This window comes from Epilithonimonas lactis (assembly GCF_900110605.1).
Lineage (GTDB): Bacteria > Bacteroidota > Bacteroidia > Flavobacteriales > Weeksellaceae > Epilithonimonas > Epilithonimonas lactis.
Genome location: NZ_FOFI01000001.1, coordinates 1 through 26889, shown reverse-complemented (window position 1 = coordinate 26889; position 26889 = coordinate 1). Strand labels below are relative to the sequence as shown.

Genomic DNA, 26889 nt, shown 5'->3' with positions numbered 1-26889 from the left:
AAGTTCAATGAATTAAGAATGTCCCGCGCCATCATCCGCTTTGGGTGGCGTTTCGGTTTTCACTTCTTTGACTTCCACCACTTGTTTTTCTTCGTCGCCTTTTAGATAACTCGGAAGATTCAAGCCAGCCATATTGAAAAGATCGTTGAGTGGCGGTACGGTTTTCATCATTCCGGAAACAAAATTCGCGGTGGAATTGTTACCATCTGCATTGTTGCCACTATCCCACACGGTTACTTTATCGATTTTGATATTCTTCACAGCCTCAACTTGGGTCTTCACCAATTCAGGTAATTTTTCAATTAATAACAACTGGAATGCGCTGTTCGTATCGCCGCCAGCCGCTTGGATGATCCTGTCGTAACCTTCAGCTTGCTTGGTCAAGATCTCATAAAGACCTTTTGCTTCCGCTTCCATTTTTGCAAAAATAGCGTCAGCTTCACCTTTGGCCTGAAGTCTAATTTTCTCCGCTTCGGCCTGTGCATCGATGATGGCTTTTTGTTTGGCAATCTCTGCCGGAACCACGATATTGGCTTGTTGTGTCGAGCGCTCTCTTTCCGCTCTGGCAGTTTCTGCTTTTTGCTCGGCAACGTAGGATTCTTCCAAAGATCTTGCAGATTGTACTTTCTCAGCAGCAGTCGCAATTCTTAAAGCTTCCGCTTCTTTTTCTCTTCTTTCGGCATCGGAGTTGGCGATGGTAATTTTCGCTTCATTCTCTCCTTTTACCGCAATCGAGTTGGCCAATGATGTGGCAATCCTCGCTTCTTTTGCCGCTTCCGCTTTTCCGATGGCTTCATCTTTTCCAGCAGCAGCAATACTTACTTCTCTGTCTTTTTGAGTGATGGCAATCTTCACATCACGATCTCTTTGCGTTTCTGCGATCTGCGTATCTTTTTCTCTGTCGGCAATCGCCTTCCCGGTTTCCCCAATTTTGGTTTGCTCAGCTACGGAAATAATCGCTTCGTTGATTGCTTTCGCTGCAGCTTCTTTACCCAAAGCCTCGATGTAGCCTGACTCATCTCTGATATCGGTCACATTGACGTTGATCAATTTTAGACCAATTTTCTTCAATTCTGTGTCAACGTTTTTTGAGATATTATCCAAGAATTTATCTCGGTCTGTATTGATCTCCTCAATCGTCATCGTTGCGATGACCAAACGAAGCTGACCAAACAAGATATCTTTTGAAAGCTCCTGGATTTGCTCTTGCGAAAGACCCAACAAACGTTCTGCGGCATTTCCCATCGTATCTGGTTCGGTAGAGATTGCGATTGTAAATCTACAAGGCACATCCACACGAATGTTTTGACGGGAAAGGGCATTGGTCAAATTGGCCTCGATAGAAATCGGTTTCAAATCGAGATAAGCAAAATCCTGGATCACAGGCCAAACAAACGCTCCACCTCCGTGAATACATTTTGCAGAACTGCCACCGGTTTTACCATAGATCACCAAGATCTTGTCAGACGGGCAACGTTTGTAGCGCGAGATCAGCGCCAAGAATGTTACAAATAATACGAATACTCCGACCAAAATCAGAATAAATGTTCCATTAATCATTTCCATATATGTTATTAAATTTTTTCTACAATTAGTACTTTTTCTTCCACACGGATGATTCTCACCAAAGACCCAGAAGCGATCTCTCCTGTTTCTGTGATGGCCAATAATTCGTGATTGGTTCCATTCAGAGAAACCTGTATCTTTCCGTTGCCAGATCTTGCTTCGGGAATTCTGAGATAGACTTCGGCCGTCTTGCCAATTAGTTTATCGATATTGAAAGTGTTGTCTTCGGTCAATTTTAAAATTTGTTTAATGACCACAAAGAAGATCACCACAAAAAGAATCCCGACAAGCGCTGCCAGAATAACTAAAAACATCTGATTCTGAATGCTGTGGAAGAAGGCTACACCAGTCCAGCCAAATCCCATCAGAAAATTGATCAAATTTCGGAAAGAAAACAATTGGAAAGGTCCGTGAACAGCATCCAAATTCCCATCGAAATCAGCGCCCAAGCCATCGCTGAGGTCGGTTCCGATGATTGTAAAAATAAGTTGAACCAGAAAAATGAGACTGGCGATAATGGCTACCCACCAGAAGGATTGCTGCAGAGTGCTCATCCCATCAAAAAAATCCATCATAGTTTATTTTGTTTTTTCTAAAAATACATATTTCTTATGAAAACCGCAAAACTTTATTTATAAAAACTATAATCATTCTAAATCATATTGCTTTCCTCCATACACAAAACCTTCTGAATCTTCAGGATAATATCTAATCTCGTAATTGGAAATGCGTCTGGAAACCAAATAAGGATTGATGACAAAATCTTTAATTTTCTCTTCATTCTTATTTTCCTTAAGCCAAAAAACAAGTTGATTTTTCTTCTTTATACTAATGATTTTTTCTTTATAAAACTGATGAACAAGAACTTCTTCTTTCTCAAAATTATAATAATTAAAACCGATTCTCAATCCGAAAAACAACAGAAGACAAAAGCTGAATCGAAGCAAATGTTTCAAATTAAAGAAGTCTTTGACTAAGAATTTCAAGAAATAAATTCCCAAAAGTAAAGCTCCGACTTCCAAAATATTTAACGGAATATTTTTATTCATCAACGATTCAAAGCTGGAAAACCAGTGAATGGTTTTCAAAACATAAAGAATAAACGCATCGAAAATCTGGAATATCAAGAGATATTTCATTCCAAAAGCGATGGCTATTACCATTATTAAGGACGAAATAATGATAATTTCCGAAAGTGGAATGATAAGCAAATTTGCAAAAATTGAAACTAATGAAAATTGATGGAAATAATAAATCGCCAATGGCAAAGTGGCAATCTGCGCAGAAAAAGTCATCGCCGTGATGCTGTAAATGAAATCTTCCAGCCAATATCTTGGTTTCCGAAATAGTTTTTTAATCGGTCCAGACAACCACCAAATCCCCAAAACCGCGACATAACTCAATTGAAAGCCGACATCGAAAAACTGATTAGAATCGACAATTAAAAGAATGAAAGCCGACAACGCCAAAGAATGCAACAAATCCGACTTCCGTTGCAACAAAACCATCACATAATAACACGAAATCATCAGACAACTCCGCATCACAGAGCTTCCGTAATCAATAAAAATAGCAAAAGCCCAAATCAAAGCTAGACTTAGAATAATTGAAAGCTTCCGAAACTTGACTGGAATAATTTGATTCAAAACAAACAAAGTCATCCAGAAGATAATCACCATATGCGAACCGGAAATCGCCAACAAATGCACCAAACCAGTTTGATTGAAATCGTTGACAGTTTCTTTGTCCATCTCGGTTCTGTCCGACAAAATAATACCTTTCAAAAATTCCTGAATCTTTGGAGAAAGTGGCGTTTGATTGATTTTGTTGAGAATCTCAAGACGCTTTTGCCGAATATTATCAGAAAAAGAAACTTCGGTTTTTGCAGTTTTCAGAATCTCATTTGGCAAATAAGCTTGCAGATAAACCTCTTGTCTTGCGAGATATTTCTTGTAATCAAACTGAAAATCATTATTGATTTTTTCCGGCTGATGAATGTAAACTTCGGAATTATAAAAATGGTCAAAATCCAATTGCTCCTGTTCTTTCGGAATGCTGAGAACTGTTTTGATTGGCGAGAAATCTTTTATATCGTTTGAAGGAATTGCTAAAATTTCAACGAAATATCTTCTGTTCTTTTCATTGGAATTCAGTTTTTTGCTGAGTTGAAAAACTATGTTTTCTTTTTCTTTTAAAGTTGGAATTATTGGTTTGTGAGAATTTTGAAAATGTAGGAAAATTCCAATTGAGAAAAAGAAAAACCCTAGAAAGAAATATTTTGCTTTCTGGAAAAATGAAGATTTGATGAGGATTGAAATTAATGAAATTCCGGAGAAAACCAACAAATTAAAAACAGTTAGTTCACTCAAAATCAAATACTCTTGGAGAAGAATTCCAAGTATGAGACAGATTACTAAAATGAGCAACGGTTGTTTGTTCATCTTTGATTTGTGTTTTTATAAATCTACAAATTAAATTTATAAAAATCTGATTGTCTCCGAAAATTTGCGGAAAATCTTAAACCAAAAAAGATTTACTTCAAAATATCATCCACAATTTTCAAATGGTGATTGCTGTGAAGCCACAAAAAACGCAAGGTTGTTTTCCTATCAAAATCGCCTAAAAAAGGATGTGTGATAAATGATTTTTCTGGAAGATTTTCAACAGCTTTCAATCTTTCTTTTGCCAAATTCATTAGTTTCAAAATACTTTCCTGAGTCGGGACGTCTAATGGAATGAATTGTTTTGGCGCTCGTATTTTTCCTCTCGGAATCATTCCAAAATTCAAAAAAACGAATTTTTTCAAACTAAATTTCGGATTGTAATCTTTCGGATTTGTCATCGTCAAACCTTTCAAACTGCTGTTCAGAATCAACAACAAATGTTCGAGGTGCCAACCAACCGAAGCTTTGGAAACCTTCTCATTTGTCACATCAATTTTGGATAAAAGTGATTCTATCTTTTGAAGTTGTATTTCGATTTTATCCATTATTTCAAGTTTACGATGATTTCCGATGCATTATTGCTCGCGCCACTTCCGCCTAATTTTGAACGTAAAATCTCATAGTCATTCAACACTTGTTCGCGTTTTTCTGTCTTCAGGATTTTATTGAGTTCTTTGACTAAGTTATGCGTATTCAATTCATTTTGAATCAATTCCGTGACCACTTCTTTTTCCATAATCAAATTGACCAGCGAAATATATTTGATATTTTTGATGAGACGTTTTCCAATTTCGTAGGAAATTCGGCTTCCTCGGTAGCAAACGACTTCTGGGATATTGAGCAAAGCCGTTTCCAAAGTTGCGGTTCCGGACGTTACCAAAGCGCCTTTGGAACATCTCAACAAATCGTAAGTTTTGTTGGAAACGAAATGAACATCAGCATCCACAAATTGCTCATAGAAATCTTTCTCCAAGCTCGGCGCACCAGCTATGACGAACTGATAATCAGCGAAATGACTTCTTACAGACAACATCAATTCCAGCATTTTTGTAACTTCCTGCTTCCTCGAACCAGGCAAAAGTGCGATGATTTCTTTTTCGTTTAAATTATTTTCTAATTTAAATTTTTGAATATCAACAGGTTGCAAGCCTTCAATCGCATCAAGCAACGGATGACCTACGAAATGTGTTTCTATGTCGTGCTTCTTGTAAAAATTCTTTTCGAATGGGAGAATGACAAGCATTTCGTCCACATACTTCCTGATGGTTTCTACGCGACCTTCCTTCCAAGCCCAAAGTTGTGGCGAAATATAATAAACCACTTTGATTCCCAAATCTTTGGCAAACTTTGCAATCCTCAAATTGAAACCTGGATAATCTACCAAAATCAACATATCGGGTTGATATTCCTGAATGTCTTTTTTGCAAATTTTGATATTGTTGAGAATGGTCCCCAGATTTTGAACCACTTCCAGAAAACCCATAAAAGCAAGGTCGCGGTAATGTTTGACCATAGTTCCGCCTTGCTTTTGCATCAAATCGCCACCCCAAAAACGGAAATCTGCGTTTGGGTCTTTCTGTTTGATGGCCTTCATCAGGTTGGAAGCGTGCAAATCGCCGGAAGCCTCGCCTGCAATAATGTAATATTTCAAGGGTTAGATTTTAGATTAATAGAGATTGGATGATAGATTTTTAAAATTAAGTTTTTTCTGTGAAATTCTTAACTTTGAACAAAAATAAATCATTTTGGTTTATTAGAATCGGGAAAGTGGAATTGTTGACAAAATTTGATTGGATGACAAAACCCATAGCCCCGATAGTAGCGACATCCTTTTTTGTCTTTTGGAAAAAAGTTCTATTAATGACAAATCGCCGAAGACAAAAAAGATATAGCGGATAGCGGGATTAAGCTCCTAAACATTATTAAATTAAAAGAAATGTCAGAAGAATTTGAAATTAAGAATAAGGTTGCAAATAGCGGATTGGTGAATTTTGATATTACCGACCTGTATCCGAAGGGGAAAAGGTTGGGAATCGATATCAAGGATTTCCTTTGGGAAGGGATGATTTTGAAGGAAAAAGACTTCCGTGAAAAAATTGCGAACATCGATGCGGAGGTTTATAGAGACGCTTATGTTTACATCTATTGCTCTGAGGATGTGATTATTCCGTTGTGGGCCTATTTCCTGATTACTTCCAAAGTGACTGACCCTGCGAAAAAAGTGGTTTTTGGAAACCGTGAGGATTTGGAAGTTTTGCTAATGCACAATGCGATTCAAACCTACGATTTTTCTGAACTGAGAGACAAACGTGTGTTGGTAAAGGGTTGTAGCGACGAATCGATTCCGAACAATGCTTACGTGGAATTGGTGGAACAACTGAAACCGCTTGTGAAATCATTGATGTTTGGCGAAGCGTGTAGCAATGTTCCGATTTTCAAAAATTAATTTTGGATGAAGCATCTTTACCGAGTCCTATTTTTTGGTTTTCTGTTTGTCTTCTACTGGTTTTTTAGTTTTGAGAAAGTGCCCTTTGGTGATGCTTTGGGCTTTGTGAATATCGCAGAACTCAATGAATTCACGGATAATACTACGGTTTTCGGTAAGTTTCTTTACACCAATTTATTGATTGGATTTAAGACTATTTTTGGATTGGATTCTATTCCTGCCACGCGGTTTTTCAATCTGATTTTCTCAGTATTGACTTTGGTGGTTTTATTTTTTGGATTGAAACTGAAGTTCAGAAAAGAGATTTGTGCTTATCTCGGCACTTTGATTTTTGCGTTGAGTTTCACATTTTGGAAGCAGACAGAGATTATTGAGGTTTATACGTTCAATAGTTTTTGGATTGCGCTGTACATCTATTTTACGATTAGATTTTTAGAAGATAAGAACTCTAGATTTCTCTTCCTTTCAAGTTTGGTACTTGGGATTTCCTTATTCGCTCATGTTCAAAACATCATGTTGATTCCAGGTTGGGCGATTTTGTGTTTTATTTCCTTTAGAAATTATAAAGTTAATGCCTTTCCTAGCATTTTTATTTTTATAGCGTTTGCATTCGGTTTGTATTTCATGGCTTACATTAATGGCTATAATACTTCCCACGTTTTCGGTTCTGGCAATTCTGATTGGGTGACGGGCAGTTTGGAGAAAGGATTTTCTGGCTTTGCAAAAGATATTGTCGTGGCAATCGGATATTTGATCTATAATTTCTGGATATTCGTGATTCCAGCAATTATCATTATTTTCAAGAAAATAAAGTCTTTCAGAGATTCTCAAAATCTGTTTTATCTTGTTAGTTTTTTAGTTCCATTTGGATTTGCTACAATTTATAATGTGTCAGACAGTTATGTTTTCTTCCTGAATGCTTATTTGTTTTTTGTATTTTTCATTATCGAAGGATTGATTGACATCAAAATCTCTCAGCCGAAAATTTATAAATCAATATCAATTTCAGTTTTCTGCGTTCCAATATTTTATATCTTAAGTTATTTAATTATTTCAAAAATTCCTCAAGGTCAAAATTTTGACAAAGAAAAATCAGAAAAAGGCGGTCTCTCCTATTATCTATTTCCTTGGATGAGAAATAATGTCGGTGTTTTGGAATTTTACCTGGATGGCAAAAAGCCTTTTGACAACAAGGATTTTATGAATATCAACTGCCATATCTTCCTCAAACACCGAAAAGGAAAAAATTCTTTGGAAGAAATTAGAAAGATGTAATCAAAATTTTTATCTTTGATTTCAACAAAAAAACATAAATTATGGGTTTATTAGACCTTATTACAGGAAGTACAGGCAACCAGGTTGCAGAACAAGCTGAGAACAAATTCGGGATCAGCAAAAATCAAATCATCGCACTTTTGATAGTTGCCGCGCCGTTGGTCATCAGCTATTTGAAGAAAAAATCAGAAAACGCTGACGAAGCAGACAAGCTGAATGCAACCCTAGACAAACACCACGACGGAAGCATCTTAAACAATCCTGCTCAAGCACTCGACAGAGAACAGGAAGGAGATTCTATCTTAAGTCACATCTTCGGAGGCGAAAAAGCAACCGTAGAAAACCAGCTTTCTCAAAACACCGGAATTTCTATGGACAAGATTGGTCCGATCTTGGCAATGTTGGCGCCCGTGATTATGGGCTACATCGGTCAGCAAAAGCAAGCCAACAACGTGACTTCTGGCGGTGGATTGGGAGATTTGCTTGGCGGAATTCTTGGTGGTTCAGCTCAGGAAGCGCAGGCATCCAACAATCCTTTGAGTGACATTTTAGGAAGCGTACTTGGTGGCGCAACGCAATCTTCAGGAGGCGGATTAGGCGACATTCTTGGAAGCGTTCTAGGCGGAGGTCAGCAAAAACAATCTCAGCAAGGCGGACTTGGTGGATTACTAGGCGGACTTTTCGGAAAATAAAAGATTACACCACAAATACAAATCGGGCCCGTAAAATTTACGAGCCCGATTTTTTATTTTTCTTCCGTTTCCTTTGGTTTTTCAGCCTTCGCTTTCGTCGCTTTCGGCTTTGCTTCTGCTTTTTCTTTTGCCGGCTTTTCCGCCACTACTACAGGTTTCGAGGCTTTTCTAAGTCTGGATTTTCCATAACTTCCTCGCGCGATTTTTCCTTTGGTAGATTTTTGGTCTCCTCTTCCCATAATAATTAAATATTTGATTTCCACTAAATTACAACAATTTTCCGAGACCACCAAGAATTAGGGCGTGTCCCTCGCCAACGCTTCTCCCACCGCTCGGGCCGGGCTATCCGTTACTATCTTTTTTCCCATCCGCAAATTCCATCCGCCAAAAAAAGGATATCCACTACTATCCCTCACGCGCTTCGCCTCGATTGACGATTTCTCAATCAAAAAAACCTTTCCATATCAATCAAATTAATTCCCATCAAAACATTATCTTTGCACTCGAAAATTCAAAGTTCTAAGTTCAACAATTCAAAGTTGACATCGCTGAACCTTAAACCTTGAATCTCTTAACTTTAAACCAAATTTTTATGTTCCGTACACACACAAACGGCGAACTGACGCTGAAAAATCTGAATGAAAAAGTAACACTTTCCGGCTGGGTACAAACCATCCGCGACAAAGGTTTTATGATTTGGATAGATTTGCGAGACCGTTACGGCATCACACAATTGGTTTTGGACGAGGACAGAACTTCCAAAGAACTTTTGGAAACTGCTAAGAAACTCGGCCGTGAATTCGTCATCAAAGTTGAAGGAACCATTATCGAACGTACTTCCAAAAACCCAAAGATTGCAACAGGCGACGTAGAAATCTTAGTTGAAAATCTAATCATATTAAATGAATCTCAATTGCCACCTTTCACCATCGAAGACGAAACCGACGGTGGCGAAGAATTGAGAATGAAATACAGATACCTCGACATCAGAAGAAATCCTGTGAAAGACAAACTGATTTTCCGTCACAAAATGGCGCAGAAAGTTAGAAATTATCTTTCAGACGAAGGCTTCATCGAGGTTGAAACGCCGGTTTTAATCAAATCTACTCCGGAAGGAGCGAGAGATTTCGTGGTTCCAAGCAGAATGAATCCGGGACAGTTTTACGCATTGCCACAGTCGCCACAAACTTTCAAACAATTATTGATGGTTGGCGGAATGGACAGATATTTCCAAATCGTGAAATGTTTCCGTGACGAAGATTTGAGAGCCGACAGACAGCCGGAATTCACCCAAATCGATTGTGAAATGGCATTTGTAGAGCAGGAAGACATTATGAATGTTTTTGAAGGAATGACCAAAGTTCTTTTGAAAGACATTACCGGAAACGAATTCGGAGATTTCCCAAGAATGACCTTCGCCGATGCGATGCAGAAATATGGGAACGACAAACCGGACATCCGTTTCGGAATGGAATTCCACGAACTGAATGACTTAACAAAAGGAAAAGATTTCAAAATATTCGACGATGCAGAACTGGTGGTCGGAATCAATGTTGAAGGCATTGCAGATTACACCAGAAAACAAATCGACGAATTGGTAGATTGGGTAAAACGCCCTCAAATCGGCGCAACAGGATTGGTTTGGATTAAATTCCAAAACGATGGGGTTGTAACTTCGTCTGTCAACAAATTCTATTCTGAAGAAGACTTGAAGAAAATCACAGAAGAATTCGGAGCAAAAGCTGGAGATTTAATTTTCATAATGTCCGGAAACGCAGACAAAGTGAGAACGCAACTTTCGGCATTGAGAATGGAACTCGGAAACCGTCTTGGTTTGAGAAAAGGAAATGAATTCGCACCACTTTGGGTTGTCGACTTCCCGTTGTTGGAATTTGATGAAGAAAGCGGACGTTACCACGCAATGCACCACCCTTTCACCTCTCCAAAAACCGAAGATTTCCACCTTTTGGAAACTGACCCGGGAAAAGCCAGAGCCAACGCATACGATTTGGTCTTGAACGGAAACGAAATTGGTGGCGGTTCTATCCGAATTTTTGATAAAGATTTGCAGTCGAAAATGTTTGACCTTTTAGGATTCTCAAAAGAAGAAGCAGAAGCGCAATTCGGATTCCTGATGAATGCCTTTAAATACGGCGCTCCGCCTCACGGAGGTTTGGCGTTCGGATTTGACCGATTGGTTGCAATTCTCGATGGAAATGAAGTGATTCGAGATTACATCGCTTTCCCGAAAAATAATTCCGGACGAGATGTGATGATTGATGCGCCGGCGCCGATTCATCAAGAACAGCTTACGGAACTGGAACTTAAATTAGATTTAAAATCATAAATTAAAAGCGAGAATTTTTTCTCGCTTTTTTATTTTAAAAAATAGTAACTTTTGTTTTTTGAAATATATCGCTTTAAGAGATTGGTACAAAAAAACTCAAAACTGCGAATGGAAAAGCTTTTCAGATATAAAAGAAACCTTTAATTCTGCAGATTATGTGGGAAATAATCGTTTCGTTTTTAATATTAAAGGAAACAATTATAGATTGATTGCCATTATTATTTTTGCTTCGCAAAAAGTGTACATTCGGTTTATCTGCACTCATAAAGATTACGACAAAATAGACGCTTCAAATATTTAAAAAATGACAGAGAAACAATACAAAGTCGCCTGCGAAAGAATAGAAGAGCTTCTGAAAACAGTAGGAAACGAAACTTCTGAGAATGATAAAAATTTCATTGAACTTGATTTTTTATCCGATGCTGTCGCTGATTACGAAGAAAAATATTTTCCTGTAGAAACTCCAAGTTTGCAGGAAGTAATTAAGTTAAGAATGTACGAAATGGGAATTTCACAAGTTAAACTTTCTGAAATTCTCAATGTTAGCCCATCAAGAGTCAGTGAATATCTTACTGGAAAATCTGAACCAACACTTAAAGTCGCACGAGAAATAAGCAAAAAACTAAAAATAGATGCTTCTGTGGTTTTAGGAGTTTAAAAATCACATTCCCAACAATCTGCAAAGTTCCTCCTTTTTATTCACAGAAACAGAAATAGATTTTCCGTTCAGCAATTCCACCATATTTCCGTGGATACTTCTTACAAAGTCGAGATTCAAGATAAAAGAACGCTGAACTCTAAAGAATTTTTTGTTTTGTAAACTCTCTTCCATCGATGTAAGAGTCATTTGGGTCGGATAGATTTCCGACGTCGTCATCACATTCAAATAATCGCCTTGGGCTTCGATATATAAAATTTCGGTCAACAAAATTTTGACAATTTTCCCTTCAGATTTAATAAAGATTTTGTCGTTGTGCTCTTGCGAGCTTGTAGAACTCCTCTTTAAATCTATTTGATTTTTAGCTTTTTGCACCGCTTTCAAAAACCTATCAAAACGAACCGGTTTCACCAAATAATCTGTCGCGCCAGTATCAAAACCATCTAAAGCAAATTCCCGATAAGCGGTAATAAAAATAAAAATGGGCGGATTTTCTAATGTTCGGAGGAAATCCAAACCATTGATTTTGGGCATTTCAATATCACTAAAAACAAGGTCGACGGGATTTTCTTCCAGAAAAGATAAAGCTGTCATAGGGTTTTCAAAAATCCTCAGAATGTTGAGATAAGAAACTTCTTTAGCGAAAGATTCTACGAGGTCTCTTCCAAGTGGTTCGTCATCGATAATGATGCAATTTATTTTTTCCATTATTTGATTAAATTAATTGTTAACTGCACTCTGAAAATATTTTGTGAATCGAAAATTTCTAATTGAAAATCATTCGGATATATCAATTGGAGCCGTTTTCTCACATTTTCTATTCCGATTCCGCTGTGAATATTTTTGGTTTTGTTTTCCTCGAAATCATTTTCTATCACAAAAATAAACTTTCCGTTTTCAATCCTTATTTTAAGATTCAAAAAAGCTGATTCTTTTGATTTTAAACCATATTTAAAAGCATTTTCTATGAAGGTGAAAGTCAAAAGCGGAGCAATCTTTAAACCGTTACAATCTCTCTCAGTAGGAAATTCGCAATGAATTTTCTTATCAGCAGAGTAGCGCATTTTTTCGAGCTCGAAATAGTTTTTAACGAATTCTACTTCTTTCCACAATTCTACTTTTTCACTGTTCGATTCGTACAAAGTATAACTCATTGTGTCGGAAAGATTGAGAATCACTTCGGGAACCGCATTGTCTTTCTTAAGGCTCAAACTGTATAAATTATTCAAAGTATTAAATAGAAAATGTGGATTGAGCTGAGATTTCAAAAAATCTTTTTCAATATTGATATTTTGGATTTCCAGCAGATTTTTCTGGTTTTGAATCTTAATGGTTCGGCTGTAAAGCTTGGAAATTTCAAATAAGATTTTAACAAAAAAGAAAGGCGATAAAAGTGAAATGAAGATAATTGACTGAGAAATTATTCTATTAATAGAAATAGCTTCCCAAAAAGTCTGGTCTGCACTCGCCGTAATCGCACCTTTCAATTCTCCTTCTAAAATTTCGAATCTTAAGTGGTGATAAATAATGGAAAACAGGTAAGTTGATAGCAACCAGACAATTACAAACACAGGAAAACTGATAATCAAATAAAAAATCGCCAATCCAAATGATTGTTTTAAAATTTTCGGCAGAAGTAGATAGAAGAAAGTATAGAACACAATCATATTCACAACGCACATCCGAAGTGTCAGAATGAAACTATTGAAATACGTGAGATGATAAGCTAAACGATAACTTAAGAATAACAAAAAAGCAAAACTCAACCACATTAAAGAATGGAATATCAATCGTTTCTGTTGAGTGTAAAATTGTTCAAAATCAAATTCACCAATGCGTTGTGTAAAATAATTTGAAGATATTTTTTGCATAATTTTTAATTGAAAAAAACAGCTCCAAAGATAGTTTTTTGAAGCTGTTTGATTGGTGCTTTTTACAAAATTCTAATGATGGCGTTTATCGTGTTGATGGCGTTATGTCCCAGAATTGGAAAAATAAGATTCCCTGAAAGTTTACGCAAAATCCCGACACTGAGCGAGGAAATAATAGTTAAATAAAGAATGGTGACGATGTCAAACTTAAATTCATAATTTTCTGTAAGCATCACGCCGTGCGCTTCTGCAAAAAGTATGGTGACAATCACAAATCCCCAACCGAATTTAACGCCTTTGAAGTTCCATTTCGGTTCGAAAGCTTTGTCCAATAGCCAGAATAAAATCCCTCTGAAAACCAATTCCTCCGTCAAACCAGGCATTGTCATTTGGAATGCAAACGTTTCCAAATCGAAATCACCGCCTTTTGGGAACAAAATCATTTTGAATATAAAATCAAAAGCTAAAAATCCCATAAAAATTAAAATTCCGGATTTCACTTGACTTTTTGAGTTCGTTTTCGTCGTAAATCCAATCTCTTCTCTGTCTTTTTTTGAAACAGAAAAAATAACAATCAAAGCGAAACACAAACTCAAAATTTTACCAATCCAGGCGAATTTCAATCCTATAAACTCCAAATCAAAATAGAGTTTCGACAAATGCTGAATGTAGGAATCCGTTAAAAAATAAAGGACGAACAATCCTAAATATTTTAGATTGACCTTTTCTGACCTAATAATGGCTAAAGCAATGAATGGAACGATGATGAGAATCCAAATAAGTGGTGTAAATAATGACATATCTATTAATTTTTTGTCAAAATTATCGTACGTTGCCACGCTTTGAAAACTTTACCGATAGAAACACTTCTTTTGCCGACGAAAATATTACAGAAATTATCATTTTTGATTCCAAGCCAAATTTATTATTTTTACTAAAACACAAATTCTATGAAATCTCCACTAGAAATACTCCAACAATATTTCGGCTACGATAATTTCCGTCTCGAACAAGCCAACGCCGTTGAAAATGTAATTGCAAAGAAAGACACTTTTGTTTTGATGCCAACTGGCGGTGGAAAATCGCTTTGTTACCAAGTTCCCGCGTTGATTTTGGACGGAACTGCGATTGTGATTTCGCCGTTGATTGCTTTGATGAAAGACCAAGTTGATGCGTTGCGCGTGAACGGAATTTCGGCTTCGTACATCAATTCTTCAATGAGTGTTTATGAGCAAAATGAAACTTTAAATCAATTAAAAAACGGTCAGCTCAAACTTTTATATGTTGCGCCCGAAAAATTGAGTTCGGATAATGGTGCGTTTTTAAAATTGCTGAATGAGGTCAATATTTCCCTGTTTGCGGTAGATGAGGCGCATTGCGTTTCGCATTGGGGTCACGATTTTCGTCCGGATTATTTGTTTTTAAATGGATTGAAAAAGCAATTTCCAGAAGTCCCAATCATCGCATTGACGGCAAGTGCAGACGAAATTACGAGGAAAGATATTATCAAACAATTGAACCTTCAAAATCCGCTGGTTTTGATTTCTTCTTTCGACAGAGCGAATATCAAATATTTTGTTCAACCGAAACAATCGGTCTTCCAAAACATCATTCAATACCTCAATGAACATCCGAACGATTCGGGAATTATCTATTGTTTATCGAGAAAAGGAACGGAAGAAATGTCCAATAATCTCAGAGAAAATGGTATCAATTCCGCTTTTTACCACGCTGGAATTTCTTCCTTGGAAAGAGCGAAAGTTCAGGAAGATTTTTTAAAGGATAAAACTCGGGTAATGGTTGCGACGATTGCCTTTGGAATGGGAATCGACAAGAGCAATGTCCGTTTTGTAATGCACGCAGATTTGCCCAAAAATATCGAAAGTTACTACCAAGAAACTGGGAGAGCTGGACGAGACGGTTTGCAGAGTGAAGCGATTTTATTTTATTCATTTGCTGATGTAATAAAATTGAGGAGATTTGCAATGATAGAAGGCAACGAAGAGCAATCTGAACTGATGTTGAAAAAGCTGAAACAAATGTCCGACTTTGCCGAAATGCAAAAATGCCGGCGACAATATTTGATGGAATATTTCGGTGAAAAACACGATGGAAACTGCAATTCCTGCGATTTTTGCTTGAGTGAATTTGAAACTTGGGACGCAACAACCGATTCTCAAAAATTATTGAGTGCGATTTTTAGGTTGAAAGAACGGTACGGAAAAAACTTAATCATCGATTTTCTGCGAGGTTCAAAAAGTGTGAAAATTACAGATTTTATGCGCAGTTTGCCGACTTACGGCATTGGAAATAATCAGGATAAAAATTATTGGCAAAACTTGATAAGACAATTATTGCTTAATGGTTTTTTGAGTGAATCGAATGAAGAATTTTCGGTTTTAAAACTGAATGAGGAGAGCAAATTGGTTTTATTTAAAGATAAGAAAGTCACCTTCCGAAAAGTAAAAGAACAAGCCAAAGCCGTGATTGTTGCAGAAGTTGAGAACGATTATTCAACGCCGGACTTTGATGCAAATGAAGATTTATTTGCGGAGCTAAGAACTTTAAGACGAGAAATTGCCGAAAGAGAAAATGTTCCGCCTTACGTTATTTTCTCTGATGCAACTTTGATGGAATTATCAACTTATCTTCCGAATAACAAAGAAGAACTGAGTCAGATAAGTGGTTTCGGCGCTTTTAAAATTGAAAAATATGGAGAAATATTTTTGACTCCGATTACAGATTATTGCAACATTCATAGTTTGGCTAGTAAAGTCATCGAAAAAAAACCGAAGAAGAAAAGAGAACCCAAAAAGACCAATCCCAAGACATCTGGAACTTTTGCGACAACGTTTGAGATGTACAAAGATGGAAACAATGTTGAAGAAATCGCTAAAATCAGAAATCTGTCTATCAACACCATTCAAAATCATCTAGCAAATTTTGTTGCGATTGGAAAAATAGAAGCCGACGAATTGATGGATATGAGCAAAATAGAACCGATTATCGAAATCGCAAAAGCCCAAAGCATCCCATCCTTAAAAGCAATCAAAGATGAATTAGGCGAAGGATTTTCTTATTTTGAAATTCATATTGCGATGGCTTATCACCAATCTCAGCAATAAAGAAGAGCGAAATATTTTTATCTCCTTTTATACTTTGAATATAAAATTTTGCTAATTTTATAAAAAAGACAAACTATGAAAAAAGCAATGATTTTTTTGATACCAATTCTTCTTTTGGTAGGTTGTAAAAAGGGCGACGAATTTGCGCTCAATGAAAAAGTAGCAAATGAATTTCTAGAGGAAATGAATGCGCTGGACGAATTCGAAGCGAAATATTTTTCAGATTCCAGTGCATTAGCCAAGGCTCCTTCTGCAGAAACTGCCGTCGAGGTCAAAGATGCGATCAAGCTATCGGAAGACGCAAGTGCCGGTTTGAAGAATATAGCAGGCACTTCGGTAAGTCCAGAGGCAATGCCTTTTTATAAGGGAGCTTTAGAATATATCGATGCTGTCAATGCTCAAGGTCAGGCTGCCAAAGACTTTTTCACCGAATCTGACCCTCGAATGAGAGAAGGTTATTATGAACTTGTAAAAGAGAATTTCAAAAAATTAAGGTCGAAGCCGGACAGTATTCTTGCCATCCAAAAAATTTATCTTGATGAAGTAGGGATCAAATGATCGTATCGTAACTGTTTCTCCTTCTACAAGGGAAATTTCAGATTTAAAATCATAAATTAGAAGCGAGAAAATTTTCTCGCTTTTTTATATTATAATTTCGACAAGACGCACCTTTAAATGAGTATGAAGTTAAAGCATTACAATGAATTGGACGGTATCAGAGCCATTGCTGTCATCATGGTCATGTTTTATCACTTTTTCAAGGATGTCACCGTTCAGAACGACATTTTATTAATAGTACAAAAATTGTCCCTGTTCGGGAAAACAGGAGTGTCGCTGTTTTTCGTTCTATCTGGATTTCTCATCACCAGAATATTACTGAACACAAAGCAAGACGACTCTTATTTCAAATCTTTCTACATCAAAAGATTTCTGAGGATCTTTCCTTTGTATTATTTCTTTTTGCTGATCTATTATTTTGTCGTTCCGCTTTTTCTGCATCAACCAGTTGCTGGTTTTTCGCAACAAGTCTGGTACTGGACCTTTATGCAGAATTTTGCTTTGACCTTTGACTGGAATAGTGTGGGGCCAATTCACTACTGGTCATTGTCCGTCGAGGAACATTTCTACCTGTTTTGGCCGTTGGTCATCTATTATTGTTCCGTAAAAAACATAAAATGGGCGATTCTATCTTTGTGTGTTATTTCTTTTTTTGTCAGACTTATCTTGATTGAAAATCACATTGAAGAATCACTGTTCACATTCGCAAGATTCGATGAGTTGGCAATTGGCTCATTTTTAGCCATTTTGGAATTAGAAAAGAAGTTGATGAAGGAAAATTTGAAAAAATTTGTCGCTGTTTTTATCATCTTCTTAATTCCATTGATTTATATTTCACTGAACAATGGTAATTATTCCTTGTTGGAAAGCTGTGCAAGATATTTGATTTTAGCAATGGTTTACGGCAGCTTTGTGGCAATCGCTATCATCATTGAGCCGGAAAACTGGATAAAGAAAATGCTGACCAATAACATTCTGAAATCCATTGGCAAAGTCAGTTTTGGACTTTACGTTTATCATCCAATCTGTTTTCATTTGATCATCAATGAACTTATAATCACCAATCTGACACTAAGTTTTCTACTAACTTTCGGCTTAGCTTATATTGTCTCGATTTTGAGTTTTAATCTATTGGAAAGAAAATTCCTCAAACTAAAAGAAAGGTTTTCCTATTAAAAATGAATCGGAATATCAGGAATATCTTCCAGAATATGTTTGCCTTCTATCCTGTCAATGGCAGTTTGCGCGCGTTTTTTGGCGATGTAAACTTTGTAGTTGAACCATTTTTCTTTGAAAATTTTTCGCATTAGATTATCGAAATGTTGAGTAATGACCAGATTTTTGAAGCCCCTCCATTTTTCTATCAATTGAAAAGGCAAAGCTCTCACCGAGATGGAGTAGCCTTCCGTTTCATATTGAATGAAATGCCACCAGCCAGACGGCATATAAAGTGTTTGCCCAGGTTTTAGAACCGCTTCGTAACCGTCAAGATATTTCAGTCCAGGAAATTCTTCTTGAGAAGACGTTTTCAAATTAGCGATGCTGTGAAAATTATACGGTAATTTATAAATCAAATCTGATTGACTGAGTGGGAACAGCCAAACTTTTTTAATGCCTTGATATTGAGTCAAAAAAACGTGTGACATATCGATATCGACGTGGTTTCGCGTATTGGAACCTTGTCCACCGAAGAACATAAAAGGCAGCCAAGACAAGACTTTGCCTTTCGTAATGTCTTTATAAATCACGTCTTTCTTGAGTTCCGGTTTTATCGTCAAAAGATTGAACAGGAACAATCTGTACTTCGTTTTTTCTCGGCTTATCAAATCCAGATATTCAGAAAATTTCATTCTTGCCAAAGGTTTACTCGCCGCTCTGTCAAGAGAATGGATCTCCTCACCATAGACATCCACTTCATTATTCCCTGCAATTTCTTTGAAATAATCATAATTCCAGTTTTTGAGAGCCGGACTTTCTGCGTCGATAAAGTCTTCTATAATGACCGGAATATTGGGTTTCATAAACTTCGAAGTAAATTCTTCGGAATTATAATTTCGAATTCTGCCTATCTCTTTTAACTTCATAATCGATGATTAAAGGGACAAAAGTAGAAATAAATTCAATTCATACCAAAAAAGTATGAGTTAAAGTTTGATTTCTAAGGCAACTTTGCTACGAGAAACTCGGGAGATAACTTCAAAATCCAATAGATGATTTTCCATTTCCAATTGGGAACGATGGTGAAAGAATTGCCAGCATTCACGATATGTTTCGCTACATAGTCAGGTTCCATCAATAACGATTGATTCAAATCCAAACCAGCATTGATTTTGGTATTGATGTAACCGCTCACCAGAACATTCACCGTAATTTTCCTTGAATTCAATTCCTGTCGAAGGCCAGCTAAATATTGTGTGAAGGCAGCTTTTGTACTTCCGTAAACGAAATTACTTTTCCGTCCACGAACACCAGAAAGTGAAGAAAGTCCGATGATTCTTTCCAGATTTTTATTATTAATGTCCGTTGCAATAATATTCAGAATAGAAACTGCGCCGATATAATTCGTTTTCATCATTTCAAAAGTTCCAGAAAAATTCCTTAAAGCTTTTTGATTCTCCACTAAAAAACCTGCTGAATAAACCACGATATTTGGTTTGATGGATAATTCATCATAAAATTTTTGGTGAGAAGAAAAATCTGTCGCATCAAAATACTTGATTTCAATTTTTGATTTGTCTAATTGATTTTCACTGATGAAATTTTCCAAGGAACCTAGATTTCTGGAAGATGCAATAATCGAAAAGCCTTTCACCAAATATTGCAAAATACATTGTTTCGCCACATCAGAATTGGCACCGAGAATCAGAACAGTTTTATTAGAATTCATATTGTAAAAATAGAGATTAGAAGTCATATTTTAGATATCAGTACATTTTAAAATCCGTAAATTTGTAGTTATTAAAGAAATCAGAGCAATTAGAAAATATATTTAGTTTAAAAATCTAACCTCTAATTTCTCACATCTAACTTCTATTTATGTTTAATGTTTTAGGAAACTTTTTGACGCTTTCTTCGTTCGGCGAAAGTCACGGAGAAGCTTACGGCGGAATTATCACCAATTTTCCGGCTGGACTGGAAATCGATATCGAGAAAGTTCAACTTGAGCTTGACCGCAGAAAACCAGGACAATCCGCAATTGTAACACAAAGAAAAGAAGGCGATAAAGTTCGATTTTTATCCGGGATTTTTGATGGAAAATCAACGGGAACGCCCATCGGTTTCATTGTTGAAAATGAAAACCAACGTTCAAAAGATTACGACCATATTGCTCAAGCTTATCGCCCGAGTCACGCCGATTATACTTATGACCAAAAATACGGCATCCGAGATTATCGTGGTGGCGGAAAATCTTCTGCTCGTGAAACTTTAAATTGGGTGGTTGCAGGCGCATTAGCCAAACAACTTCTTCCCGAGATTGAAATCAATGCTTACGTTTCTTCTGTTGGCGAAATCTTTTGCGAGAAACCTTATCAGGATTTGGATTTTTCTAAGACCGAAAACAACATCGTCCGTTGTCCCGATGAGAAAACAGCGGAGAGAATGATTGAGAGAATCAAGGAAATCAAGAAAGAAGGCAATACGATTGGCGGAACGGTAACTTGTATCATCAAAAATGTTCCGGTTGGATTGGGCGAGCCAATTTTCAATAAACTTCACGCTGAATTAGGCAAAGCAATGCTGAATATCAATGCCTGCAAAGGTTTTGAATATGGAAGTGGATTTTGTGGTGCGAAAATGACAGGAAAGGAACACAACGACCTTTTCAACCAAGATGGAACAACACAATCCAATCTTTCCGGCGGAATTCAGGGTGGGATTTCGAATGGAATGGACATCTATTTCCGAGCAGCTTTCAAACCTGTGGCAACGATTCTTCGTCCGCAGGAAAGCATCAACAAAGATGGCGAATCTGTGACGGTGGAAGGCAAAGGAAGACACGACCCGTGCGTTGTCCCAAGAGCTGTCCCGATTGTGGAAAGTCTTGCTGCTTTTGTTTTGGCAGATATGTATTTGATCAATAAAACCAGAAAACTCTAATTTTTAGTGGGCGATTTTATTGTTTCTGATGATTTTCCGGACTACAAATATTACAATGGCGAATTGGAAAATCCTTATTGTGGTCGAGGTGAAAATCCACTCGATTTCTCAAATCCTAAAGCGTTGTTCTGGCATTATGAAAAGCACTTTGATGAATGGGAAAATGAGCAAAAAGATTACAATGAATTCATGTCCAATCTTATCAATAACAAATTGAGCGAGTACTATAGAAACGAAAAGGAATTATGGGAAATGTATCATCATCATTCTATTAAAAAATAAAAAATGGATATAAAACAATTTTGGGACAATGCTGTTTCTTACACCGAATATCTTCGTGAAGCTGGAGAAAGACTGGGAAATCCAAAGAATACACAGGAATCTGATTACGCTGAATATTATAGATTGGGAATCCAAAGGATGAACAGAATGTGGGAAAAGTATCTTCCAAATTCTGAGCAGGTGGCGACTTTGGCCAATAAGAATTTCAATGGGAAAATATTGATCATTTCTGAGGCTTGGTGTGGCGATGCGAGTCAGGTAATTCCAGTTGTGGTCAAGTTTTTTGAGCAGTTTGAGATCAGGATCTCTTACCGTGACCAGGAACCAAGTTTGATCGATGACTATTTAGTAAACGGCGGAAAGTCGATTCCGATCGTGATCTTTCTTGATGAAGATTTTAATGAAATTGCACATTGGGGACCGAGACCAAAACACGGCACCGAACTTCTAAATAAACATAAAGCGAATCCGGAAGAATTCACGAGAGACCAATTCTATGTGGAATTGCAAACGTATTATGCGAAAAACAGAGGTTTCGATACGATAGAGGAACTTCTGGAATTGTTGTAAATTTCAATCGGAAGACGAATCCTGCGTAAGGGATAGTAACGGATATCCTTCTGCTTGCCTTGCCAGGCAAGTAGAAGATAGTAGTGGATAGCCCGACCCGAGCGGCTGGCCCAAGTGTTGGCGAGGGATACGCCCCAATTTTTAATATTATTGTTATGAATTTTCTAAGAAAAAATATTGTTTACTTCATTTTACTGATTGTCTTGCTGGCTTTTATGACCATCAAGCCACTTCGGGATTTTGTGTCGGAACAAATCGCAATGAGTCCGACGGTTTCGAAGATCGATAATGAAACTTTGCTTGCAGACGAGGTTTTGGACATCGATCTGAAAGGCATCAACACGAGTAGTACCAATCTGAAAAATCTGCGTGGAAAGGTTTTGTTCCTTAATTTTTGGGGAACCTGGTGTCCGCCGTGCAGAACGGAATGGCCGACGATACAGAAACTGTACGACCTGAAAAAAGATAAACTGGAATTTGCCCTGATCGCGATGCAGGACCAAGAGGAAGATGTGAAAAAATTTTTGAAGGAAAATAATTATACAGCGCCTGTTTACATTGCTGAAAGTCCTTTGGACCCGAAAGTTTTACCGGTTGCTTTTCCTACGACCTACTTGATCGGAAAAGATGGTAGGATTCTGAAAAAGGAAGATAGCTCGATGGATTGGAGCAAAGATTCTATCTTGGAGTTCATTGATAACGTGACGAAATAGCAATTGGCTTTTGGCTGTTAGCTTTTAAAATATAAGTCAAAAAAAGGGCATGAAATAATTAAATTTCGTGCCCTTTTTATACTTAGAAAAATATCTATTTTTTAACTTCTCCGAAAGTTTCCGGGAATCTTGCAGCAGTGAAATCTTTTGAGATGGCTGCTTTTTCGAACTTCAGTTTTCCACTGAGCGTTTCGATCACGACACCGTCATCAGCAATACTGAAAATCTTACCGTGCATTCCAGAAGTCGTCACTACTCTAGCACCTGGTTTCAAAGCTTCTTGGAAGTTCTTTTCCTGCTTTTGTTTTTTCATCTGAGGACGAATCATCAGGAAATAAAATCCAACCACCATCAAACCAATCATAATCAGTGTAGGCGTGAATGATTGTTGTGGTGCAGCTGCTTGTAAAAATACTGTTAGCATAATTTGTATTATTGAGTAATGTTAGCTGTGAAAGTCAATCTTACCGGCGCTTTTTCCACGTTTACAAAAACGTCTGCGGCTTTGCTGACTGCACCATCGAAGTTTGTAGAATCGAAATGTAAAGTGATCTTTCCTTTTTTACCTGGCAAGATCGGCTCTTTCGTAAAATCTGGAACTGTACATCCACAACCTGGTTTCACGTTTGAGATGATCAAAGGGTTCGTTCCTGTGTTGGTCACTTCGTAGATGTGCTCTACTTTTTCTCCTTTTTTGATATCACCGAAGCTGTGGTCAGTTTCGCTGAAGGCAATCGTTGTCAATGGTTTGCTTTGTGCCTCTTTTACCAATGCTGCGTCATCTGGATTCGCAGAATCTTGGGAAAGTGCTTCTACCACAGTACTCGCCTGAGCAGAATCTACTCCTGGAATATGGTCTAAGGTCTTCTCTTCTTTTTTGCAAGAAAAAGTTAGCGTGCAAAGTGCTGCGATAGCTAATATTTTGATTGATTTCATTTTTAATAATATTTATTTGAAATTATACTCGGTTTGTATCTTTTGTGTATTTGTCCAGAACACCGTTGATGAAAACGTTGGATTTCTCGGTTCCATAGACTTTAGAAATATCAATATATTCATTAATGATAATTCTGGAAGCTGTCAACGGGAAGTTGTCTAGCTCTGTGATGGCTGCGATGAGGACGATTCTGTCCAATAGAGAAATCCTGTCTAATTCCCAGTTCACCAAACGTTCTTGCAATTTCTTTTCAGAATCTTCCCAGTTGTTGAGCGAAGATCTTAGGAGTTTTCTTGCAAATTCTTCGTCCTCATCATCCTTCAGCATTTTGATCAGCGTGTGCGACGGTTCGTCCTGCTTCATAAAACCAATGGTCTTTTGGATCATGGAGTTTGAAATGTGCAGATCATCTGCCCAAGACATTTCTTTCTCTTCGAATCTATCGTGCAGATCACTATTCTCTGCAACATATCTCAAGAAAAGTTTGCCGATGAATTTTTGATCATCTTCGAAAGAGATCTCGCTATCTTCCATATAATCCTGATAACGTTTTCCCGCTTTGATGCGTTGGAATGTCTTTACCAAAATAGGATCATTGGAATCCCAAAGAAGGTCTTTGTGTTTGCTAGAGAAACTTCTTCTCTCTTCGTTATCTTCTAACTGAATGAGGATCTGGTTTCTAACTAATTTTTGATTTGGATTTTCGTTCTCCGTGGTCTTGATGTACTTGTTTTTCCCAATTTCTATCTGATCCTCTGTCAAACTCTTGAGACCAACCATAAAGTTGAGCGTATAGATGTACAGATTGTAGATTTTGTTGATTTCTGAGAACATATTTTTCTCAACAACTTCAAACCTGATCGGGTTTTGATAGTAAGCATAGAGCGATTCTACAACTTTTTCACGGATTTGTCTTCTTCCCAGCATTTCAAAGATCTTTTATGGGTGCAAAGATAAGGAAAATGTTACAAATAATAACTAATGAGAATCAATGATATATGACATCCATCAAGCTTTCTCAGAATCGATCTGTTCGAGCTGCGTCAGATTTTTTGAAAGTCTTTTCAATAAGATTCCGTACGCCAATTTGTAGTAGAGCAATATTAGAATGATACAGATCAACAAACTGAAAACGACACCTGTGATCAATCCCCAAAAAGTCGGATTATCAACATGGATCTTTTGCTTATTGATGGTAAACACTATAAAACTCGTAAAACTACCAATGAAGAGGATCAATAAAAATATATTACTAAAGATAAAAAGATTGACCGTTCTTTTGAAATGAATGATATGCGTGATGAACTTTTTGAGGTTCGATTCTACATTGATCTTTTTATAATTAATATAGAAAATGACCACGAAAACACCTGTTATCAGCAAACTGAAGATCTTCATCCAATAATAGATCCTATCCAAAGAAAACTCGACCTCGTCCTGATTTCTGATTTGAAGTTTATCCAGAATACTTGTAAAATCCGTATGGAAATTGCTGGAAAATAAAGCTAAGAAATTGATCAATCCAAAGATCACAAATTCTGCAATACTGATCCAAAGAATGTACTTGACGTAGTTCCTGGATTTTTTATTAAGCATAGATTCGATCTCATTCTGATCATATCCATCAGCGATCTCCTGATCTTGCCAGGTTCTCTTAAGAGAATCGATATCAAAATCTTCTTCGTTAGGCATGCTTTATCATTAATTCTTTTAATACTTTCTTTAGTCTATTCATTTTCACTCGGGCGTTCACTTCTGTGATACCCAATGTTTCAGCAATTTCTTTATAAGGCTCATCATCCAGATACATCATCACGATTGCTCTTTCCACATCAGGCAGAAGTTTGATCACTTTGTACAACAATGAGATCTGCTGCTGCTTTTCGTCATTATCTTCAAGGAAATCTTTACTGTGGAAATCCTGAAGTTCGTCCGTCTGTGGTTGTCTGGTTTTTTTTCGGAAGAGTGTGATAGCCGTATTCAAAGCTACACGGTACATCCACGTCGAAATTTTAGAATTACCTTGGAATGAGTCGTACGATTTCCAAAGTTGTAACACAATCTCCTGAAAAAGATCTTCCTGATCTTCCAAAGAATGGGTATAAAGGCGCGAGACTTTGATGATAAGTCCTTGGTTGTCCTTTATTAATTTAGAAAAAGCTTTCTGTTTATTCTCCATTCCGCGAACGAAGATAAGGATTTTACGAAAAATAATAGAAGATAATATCGATATGATAAAGATTTGGGCATCTTATCCGGCTCTCACTACTCGCTATCCTGAAAAGCCAAAGCTAATTCCAAAGCTATTTTCAGGATGAGCTCAGACAGGCCGTTCCATCCGGGATGCGCTTCGCCAACAAGAACATTTTTACCTTGTAGAAAACTACAACAATATTTTGTATTTTTGCACCTCAGAGAAGCGTGACTTGTTGATCCAGATTTATTCTGGGTAGGAAAGTCCGGACACCATAGGGCAGCATAGCGGATAACGTCCGTCACTTGCGAGAGTAGGACAAGTGCAACAGAAAGCAAGTACAGTTCGGCTGTAGTGAAACCAGGTAAACTCTATGCGGTGCAATGCTAAGTATATCATCAGTTAAGTTCGGCTCGGGCATTGATGAGGGGTAAGCAGCTAAAGTTTTGCAGCAATGCAAAGCGCAGATAAATAACAAGTCTCGACAGAATCCGGCTTACAGCGCTTCTCTTTTTTTCTAAATTACTTAAACTAAACATTTCATTTAATCTAATTCATCTAAATTTTTACAATTAAACTCATAATTATAATTCATATCCTATTCAATTTTTGAGAATAGAATATCCATGAGTATTGAATAAGGATTTCTCACCTTTCTGATTAAGCTAATGGCATTTAAATTTGGGGTTGATGTCAGGAGGTCCTCTAGTTGTTTGAATGAACCTCGCAAGTATGTCGTCTGCCTTGCCACTTTCAGTTGGTATTCCTTTGGGTATATATCAAAAAAAACGCCCATCAAGTGAATGATGAGCGTTTTGAAAAAAACTGGCGGCGACCTACTCTCCCGCTTTCGCAGTACCATCGGCGCTAGAGGGCTTAACTTCTGTGTTCGGAATGGGAACAGGTGAGCCCCTCTGCTAGAACCACCCTAAAGGCTGTTCGTACAAAAGGATGTACGCTATGTTTATATTATCAGATTTTGATTAATAGACATTTAGATTCAGGACCATTAAGGTCTATCATCTATCAGTCCATTATCCTATGGTCTAATAATTATCGATAAAAACGTTCACAAAGAGAGAACCTTGTCGTGCGATCGTGCACTATGCCAAT

General features: G+C 37.2%; 29 protein-coding genes, 1 rRNA gene and 1 other RNA gene. 14 read left to right on the top strand and 17 right to left on the bottom strand.

The window, feature by feature from the left end; all coding sequences use genetic code 11:
- Nucleotides 1-12 precede the first annotated feature (12 nt).
- From BMW39_RS00160 to lpxB, 5 genes are all read right to left on the bottom strand, one after another.
- Nucleotides 13-1560, bottom strand: a complete 1548-nt coding sequence (locus BMW39_RS00160) for a flotillin family protein (RefSeq protein WP_375600498.1) — start codon at nucleotides 1558-1560, stop codon at nucleotides 13-15.
- A 14-nt stretch (nucleotides 1561-1574) separates the two neighbouring features.
- Nucleotides 1575-2141 carry an NfeD family protein gene (locus BMW39_RS00155; RefSeq protein ID WP_034979872.1) on the bottom strand — a complete coding sequence of 189 codons (567 nt, stop codon included), beginning with the start codon at nucleotides 2139-2141 and terminating at the stop codon, nucleotides 1575-1577.
- Nucleotides 2142-2213: 72 nt separating this feature from the next.
- Nucleotides 2214-4007, bottom strand: a complete 1794-nt coding sequence (locus BMW39_RS00150) for a ComEC/Rec2 family competence protein (RefSeq protein WP_034979870.1) — start codon at nucleotides 4005-4007, stop codon at nucleotides 2214-2216.
- Nucleotides 4008-4099: 92 nt separating this feature from the next.
- Nucleotides 4100-4555, bottom strand: coding sequence for a DUF1569 domain-containing protein (locus tag BMW39_RS00145; protein WP_034979869.1), 456 nt, complete (start codon nucleotides 4553-4555; stop codon nucleotides 4100-4102).
- Nucleotides 4555-5661, bottom strand: a complete 1107-nt coding sequence (lpxB, locus tag BMW39_RS00140; protein ID WP_034979868.1) for a lipid-A-disaccharide synthase — start codon at nucleotides 5659-5661, stop codon at nucleotides 4555-4557. Before lpxB ends, BMW39_RS00145 begins: the two co-directional genes overlap by 1 nt.
- 285 nt (nucleotides 5662-5946) lie before the next feature.
- Here lpxB and BMW39_RS00135 point away from each other — a divergent pair, with 285 nt between their 5' ends.
- The 3 genes from BMW39_RS00135 to BMW39_RS00125 are packed head-to-tail and all read left to right on the top strand — an operon-like array spanning nucleotide 5947 to nucleotide 8423.
- Nucleotides 5947-6456: a DUF2480 family protein gene (locus BMW39_RS00135; RefSeq protein ID WP_034979867.1), complete on the top strand. Its 510-nt coding sequence runs from the start codon at nucleotides 5947-5949 to the stop codon at nucleotides 6454-6456.
- Nucleotides 6457-6462: 6 nt separating this feature from the next.
- Nucleotides 6463-7731, top strand: a complete 1269-nt coding sequence (locus BMW39_RS00130) for an ArnT family glycosyltransferase (RefSeq protein WP_034979866.1) — start codon at nucleotides 6463-6465, stop codon at nucleotides 7729-7731.
- A gap of 41 nt (nucleotides 7732-7772) precedes the next feature.
- On the top strand, nucleotides 7773-8423 hold the full coding sequence (locus BMW39_RS00125) for a DUF937 domain-containing protein (RefSeq protein ID WP_034979864.1): 651 nt from the start codon (nucleotides 7773-7775) through the stop codon (nucleotides 8421-8423).
- A 53-nt stretch (nucleotides 8424-8476) separates the two neighbouring features.
- Here BMW39_RS00125 and BMW39_RS00120 read toward each other — a convergent pair whose 3' ends face one another.
- The gene (locus BMW39_RS00120) at nucleotides 8477-8662 is read right to left on the bottom strand and encodes a 30S ribosomal protein THX (protein ID WP_034979863.1); all 186 of its coding nucleotides are present in this window, start codon (nucleotides 8660-8662) and stop codon (nucleotides 8477-8479) included.
- Between the two features lie 353 nt (nucleotides 8663-9015).
- Between BMW39_RS00120 and aspS the strand changes: the two genes are divergently transcribed.
- The 3 genes from aspS to BMW39_RS00105 are packed head-to-tail and all read left to right on the top strand — an operon-like array spanning nucleotide 9016 to nucleotide 11428.
- Nucleotides 9016-10770 carry an aspartate--tRNA ligase gene (aspS, locus tag BMW39_RS00115; RefSeq protein ID WP_034979860.1) on the top strand — a complete coding sequence of 585 codons (1755 nt, stop codon included), beginning with the start codon at nucleotides 9016-9018 and terminating at the stop codon, nucleotides 10768-10770.
- Between the two features lie 58 nt (nucleotides 10771-10828).
- Nucleotides 10829-11071, top strand: coding sequence for a type II toxin-antitoxin system HigB family toxin (locus BMW39_RS00110; protein ID WP_245750430.1), 243 nt, complete (start codon nucleotides 10829-10831; stop codon nucleotides 11069-11071).
- Nucleotides 11072-11074: 3 nt separating this feature from the next.
- The gene (locus tag BMW39_RS00105) at nucleotides 11075-11428 is read left to right on the top strand and encodes a helix-turn-helix domain-containing protein (RefSeq protein ID WP_034979856.1); all 354 of its coding nucleotides are present in this window, start codon (nucleotides 11075-11077) and stop codon (nucleotides 11426-11428) included.
- A 3-nt stretch (nucleotides 11429-11431) separates the two neighbouring features.
- Here the strand turns inward: BMW39_RS00105 and BMW39_RS00100 are convergent, their stop codons facing one another.
- The 3 genes from BMW39_RS00100 to BMW39_RS00090 all read right to left on the bottom strand — a co-directional run bounded on the left by BMW39_RS00100 (nucleotide 11432) and on the right by BMW39_RS00090 (nucleotide 14099).
- Entirely contained in the window at nucleotides 11432-12136 is a 705-nt protein-coding gene (locus BMW39_RS00100) for a LytR/AlgR family response regulator transcription factor (RefSeq protein ID WP_034979853.1), read from the bottom strand.
- Nucleotides 12136-13299 (bottom strand): sensor histidine kinase, encoded by a 1164-nt coding sequence (locus BMW39_RS00095; protein WP_175459315.1) that lies wholly within the window; start codon nucleotides 13297-13299, stop codon nucleotides 12136-12138. The genes BMW39_RS00100 and BMW39_RS00095 overlap by 1 nt, the downstream gene beginning before the upstream one ends.
- Before the next feature lie 62 nt (nucleotides 13300-13361).
- Complete coding sequence (locus BMW39_RS00090; protein WP_034979851.1) at nucleotides 13362-14099, bottom strand: CPBP family intramembrane glutamic endopeptidase; 738 nt, start codon at nucleotides 14097-14099, stop codon at nucleotides 13362-13364.
- A 150-nt stretch (nucleotides 14100-14249) separates the two neighbouring features.
- Between BMW39_RS00090 and recQ the strand changes: the two genes are divergently transcribed.
- The 3 genes from recQ to BMW39_RS00075 all read left to right on the top strand — a co-directional run bounded on the left by recQ (nucleotide 14250) and on the right by BMW39_RS00075 (nucleotide 18158).
- The gene (gene recQ / locus BMW39_RS00085) at nucleotides 14250-16424 is read left to right on the top strand and encodes a DNA helicase RecQ (protein ID WP_034979849.1); all 2175 of its coding nucleotides are present in this window, start codon (nucleotides 14250-14252) and stop codon (nucleotides 16422-16424) included.
- Between the two features lie 75 nt (nucleotides 16425-16499).
- Nucleotides 16500-16982 (top strand): hypothetical protein, encoded by a 483-nt coding sequence (locus BMW39_RS00080; protein WP_034979847.1) that lies wholly within the window; start codon nucleotides 16500-16502, stop codon nucleotides 16980-16982.
- A gap of 117 nt (nucleotides 16983-17099) precedes the next feature.
- Nucleotides 17100-18158 carry an acyltransferase family protein gene (locus BMW39_RS00075; protein ID WP_083391855.1) on the top strand — a complete coding sequence of 353 codons (1059 nt, stop codon included), beginning with the start codon at nucleotides 17100-17102 and terminating at the stop codon, nucleotides 18156-18158.
- On the opposite strand, the gene BMW39_RS00070 is transcribed toward BMW39_RS00075, so the two are convergent.
- Entirely contained in the window at nucleotides 18155-19066 is a 912-nt protein-coding gene (locus BMW39_RS00070) for a cupin-like domain-containing protein (protein WP_051880101.1), read from the bottom strand. The two genes, BMW39_RS00075 and BMW39_RS00070, sit on opposite strands and share 4 nt — an antisense overlap.
- Before the next feature lie 74 nt (nucleotides 19067-19140).
- Nucleotides 19141-19869 (bottom strand): SDR family NAD(P)-dependent oxidoreductase, encoded by a 729-nt coding sequence (locus tag BMW39_RS00065; RefSeq protein ID WP_034979893.1) that lies wholly within the window; start codon nucleotides 19867-19869, stop codon nucleotides 19141-19143.
- 149 nt (nucleotides 19870-20018) lie between these two features.
- On the opposite strand from BMW39_RS00065, the gene aroC reads away from it, so the two are divergent.
- From aroC to BMW39_RS00045, 4 genes are all read left to right on the top strand, one after another.
- On the top strand, nucleotides 20019-21080 hold the full coding sequence (gene aroC, locus BMW39_RS00060) for a chorismate synthase (RefSeq protein ID WP_034979845.1): 1062 nt from the start codon (nucleotides 20019-20021) through the stop codon (nucleotides 21078-21080).
- A 6-nt stretch (nucleotides 21081-21086) separates the two neighbouring features.
- The gene (locus tag BMW39_RS00055; protein WP_034979843.1) at nucleotides 21087-21362 is read left to right on the top strand and encodes a hypothetical protein; all 276 of its coding nucleotides are present in this window, start codon (nucleotides 21087-21089) and stop codon (nucleotides 21360-21362) included.
- Between the two features lie 3 nt (nucleotides 21363-21365).
- Nucleotides 21366-21932, top strand: a complete 567-nt coding sequence (locus BMW39_RS00050; protein WP_034979842.1) for a thioredoxin family protein — start codon at nucleotides 21366-21368, stop codon at nucleotides 21930-21932.
- Nucleotides 21933-22087: 155 nt separating this feature from the next.
- Nucleotides 22088-22645, top strand: coding sequence for a TlpA family protein disulfide reductase (locus BMW39_RS00045; RefSeq protein WP_034979840.1), 558 nt, complete (start codon nucleotides 22088-22090; stop codon nucleotides 22643-22645).
- Between the two features lie 94 nt (nucleotides 22646-22739).
- Here BMW39_RS00045 and yajC read toward each other — a convergent pair whose 3' ends face one another.
- The 5 genes from yajC to BMW39_RS00020 form a co-directional block, all read right to left on the bottom strand.
- The gene (gene yajC, locus BMW39_RS00040; protein WP_034979838.1) at nucleotides 22740-23069 is read right to left on the bottom strand and encodes a preprotein translocase subunit YajC; all 330 of its coding nucleotides are present in this window, start codon (nucleotides 23067-23069) and stop codon (nucleotides 22740-22742) included.
- Between the two features lie 8 nt (nucleotides 23070-23077).
- Entirely contained in the window at nucleotides 23078-23581 is a 504-nt protein-coding gene (locus BMW39_RS00035) for a DUF1573 domain-containing protein (protein WP_034979836.1), read from the bottom strand.
- 22 nt (nucleotides 23582-23603) lie between these two features.
- Nucleotides 23604-24509 (bottom strand): transcription antitermination protein NusB, encoded by a 906-nt coding sequence (locus BMW39_RS00030; protein ID WP_034979833.1) that lies wholly within the window; start codon nucleotides 24507-24509, stop codon nucleotides 23604-23606.
- Between the two features lie 81 nt (nucleotides 24510-24590).
- The gene (locus BMW39_RS00025; RefSeq protein ID WP_034979831.1) at nucleotides 24591-25274 is read right to left on the bottom strand and encodes a hypothetical protein; all 684 of its coding nucleotides are present in this window, start codon (nucleotides 25272-25274) and stop codon (nucleotides 24591-24593) included.
- Complete coding sequence (locus BMW39_RS00020; protein ID WP_034979829.1) at nucleotides 25267-25761, bottom strand: RNA polymerase sigma factor; 495 nt, start codon at nucleotides 25759-25761, stop codon at nucleotides 25267-25269. The genes BMW39_RS00025 and BMW39_RS00020 overlap by 8 nt, the downstream gene beginning before the upstream one ends.
- A 234-nt stretch (nucleotides 25762-25995) precedes the next feature.
- Here BMW39_RS00020 and rnpB point away from each other — a divergent pair.
- An RNA gene (gene rnpB, locus BMW39_RS00015) (RNase P RNA component class A) lies at nucleotides 25996-26291 on the top strand.
- Between the two features lie 308 nt (nucleotides 26292-26599).
- Here the strand turns inward: rnpB and rrf are convergent.
- Nucleotides 26600-26707, bottom strand: a 5S ribosomal RNA gene (gene rrf / locus BMW39_RS00005).
- Nucleotides 26708-26889: the final 182 nt, after the last annotated feature.

Bases quoted from the DNA above. Each gene is read 5' to 3' on its own strand.
- BMW39_RS00160 (WP_375600498.1), bottom strand. From the start codon at position 1,560: ATGATTAATGGAACATTTATTCTGATTTTGGTCGGAGTATTCGTATTA.
- BMW39_RS00155 (WP_034979872.1), bottom strand. From the start codon at position 2,141: ATGATGGATTTTTTTGATGGGATGAGCACTCTGCAGCAATCCTTCTGG.
- BMW39_RS00150 (WP_034979870.1), bottom strand. From the start codon at position 4,007: ATGAACAAACAACCGTTGCTCATTTTAGTAATCTGTCTCATACTTGGA.
- BMW39_RS00145 (WP_034979869.1), bottom strand. From the start codon at position 4,555: ATGGATAAAATCGAAATACAACTTCAAAAGATAGAATCACTTTTATCC.
- BMW39_RS00135 (WP_034979867.1), top strand. From the start codon at position 5,947: ATGTCAGAAGAATTTGAAATTAAGAATAAGGTTGCAAATAGCGGATTG.
- BMW39_RS00130 (WP_034979866.1), top strand. From the start codon at position 6,463: ATGAAGCATCTTTACCGAGTCCTATTTTTTGGTTTTCTGTTTGTCTTC.
- BMW39_RS00125 (WP_034979864.1), top strand. From the start codon at position 7,773: ATGGGTTTATTAGACCTTATTACAGGAAGTACAGGCAACCAGGTTGCA.
- BMW39_RS00120 (WP_034979863.1), bottom strand. From the start codon at position 8,662: ATGGGAAGAGGAGACCAAAAATCTACCAAAGGAAAAATCGCGCGAGGA.
- aspS (WP_034979860.1), top strand. From the start codon at position 9,016: ATGTTCCGTACACACACAAACGGCGAACTGACGCTGAAAAATCTGAAT.
- BMW39_RS00105 (WP_034979856.1), top strand. From the start codon at position 11,075: ATGACAGAGAAACAATACAAAGTCGCCTGCGAAAGAATAGAAGAGCTT.
- BMW39_RS00100 (WP_034979853.1), bottom strand. From the start codon at position 12,136: ATGGAAAAAATAAATTGCATCATTATCGATGACGAACCACTTGGAAGA.
- BMW39_RS00095 (WP_175459315.1), bottom strand. From the start codon at position 13,299: ATGCAAAAAATATCTTCAAATTATTTTACACAACGCATTGGTGAATTT.
- BMW39_RS00090 (WP_034979851.1), bottom strand. From the start codon at position 14,099: ATGTCATTATTTACACCACTTATTTGGATTCTCATCATCGTTCCATTC.
- recQ (WP_034979849.1), top strand. From the start codon at position 14,250: ATGAAATCTCCACTAGAAATACTCCAACAATATTTCGGCTACGATAAT.
- BMW39_RS00080 (WP_034979847.1), top strand. From the start codon at position 16,500: ATGAAAAAAGCAATGATTTTTTTGATACCAATTCTTCTTTTGGTAGGT.
- BMW39_RS00075 (WP_083391855.1), top strand. From the start codon at position 17,100: ATGAGTATGAAGTTAAAGCATTACAATGAATTGGACGGTATCAGAGCC.
- BMW39_RS00070 (WP_051880101.1), bottom strand. From the start codon at position 19,066: ATGAAGTTAAAAGAGATAGGCAGAATTCGAAATTATAATTCCGAAGAA.
- BMW39_RS00065 (WP_034979893.1), bottom strand. From the start codon at position 19,869: ATGAATTCTAATAAAACTGTTCTGATTCTCGGTGCCAATTCTGATGTG.
- aroC (WP_034979845.1), top strand. From the start codon at position 20,019: ATGTTTAATGTTTTAGGAAACTTTTTGACGCTTTCTTCGTTCGGCGAA.
- BMW39_RS00050 (WP_034979842.1), top strand. From the start codon at position 21,366: ATGGATATAAAACAATTTTGGGACAATGCTGTTTCTTACACCGAATAT.
- BMW39_RS00045 (WP_034979840.1), top strand. From the start codon at position 22,088: ATGAATTTTCTAAGAAAAAATATTGTTTACTTCATTTTACTGATTGTC.
- yajC (WP_034979838.1), bottom strand. From the start codon at position 23,069: ATGCTAACAGTATTTTTACAAGCAGCTGCACCACAACAATCATTCACG.
- BMW39_RS00035 (WP_034979836.1), bottom strand. From the start codon at position 23,581: ATGAAATCAATCAAAATATTAGCTATCGCAGCACTTTGCACGCTAACT.
- BMW39_RS00030 (WP_034979833.1), bottom strand. From the start codon at position 24,509: ATGCTGGGAAGAAGACAAATCCGTGAAAAAGTTGTAGAATCGCTCTAT.
- BMW39_RS00025 (WP_034979831.1), bottom strand. From the start codon at position 25,274: ATGCCTAACGAAGAAGATTTTGATATCGATTCTCTTAAGAGAACCTGG.
- BMW39_RS00020 (WP_034979829.1), bottom strand. From the start codon at position 25,761: ATGGAGAATAAACAGAAAGCTTTTTCTAAATTAATAAAGGACAACCAA.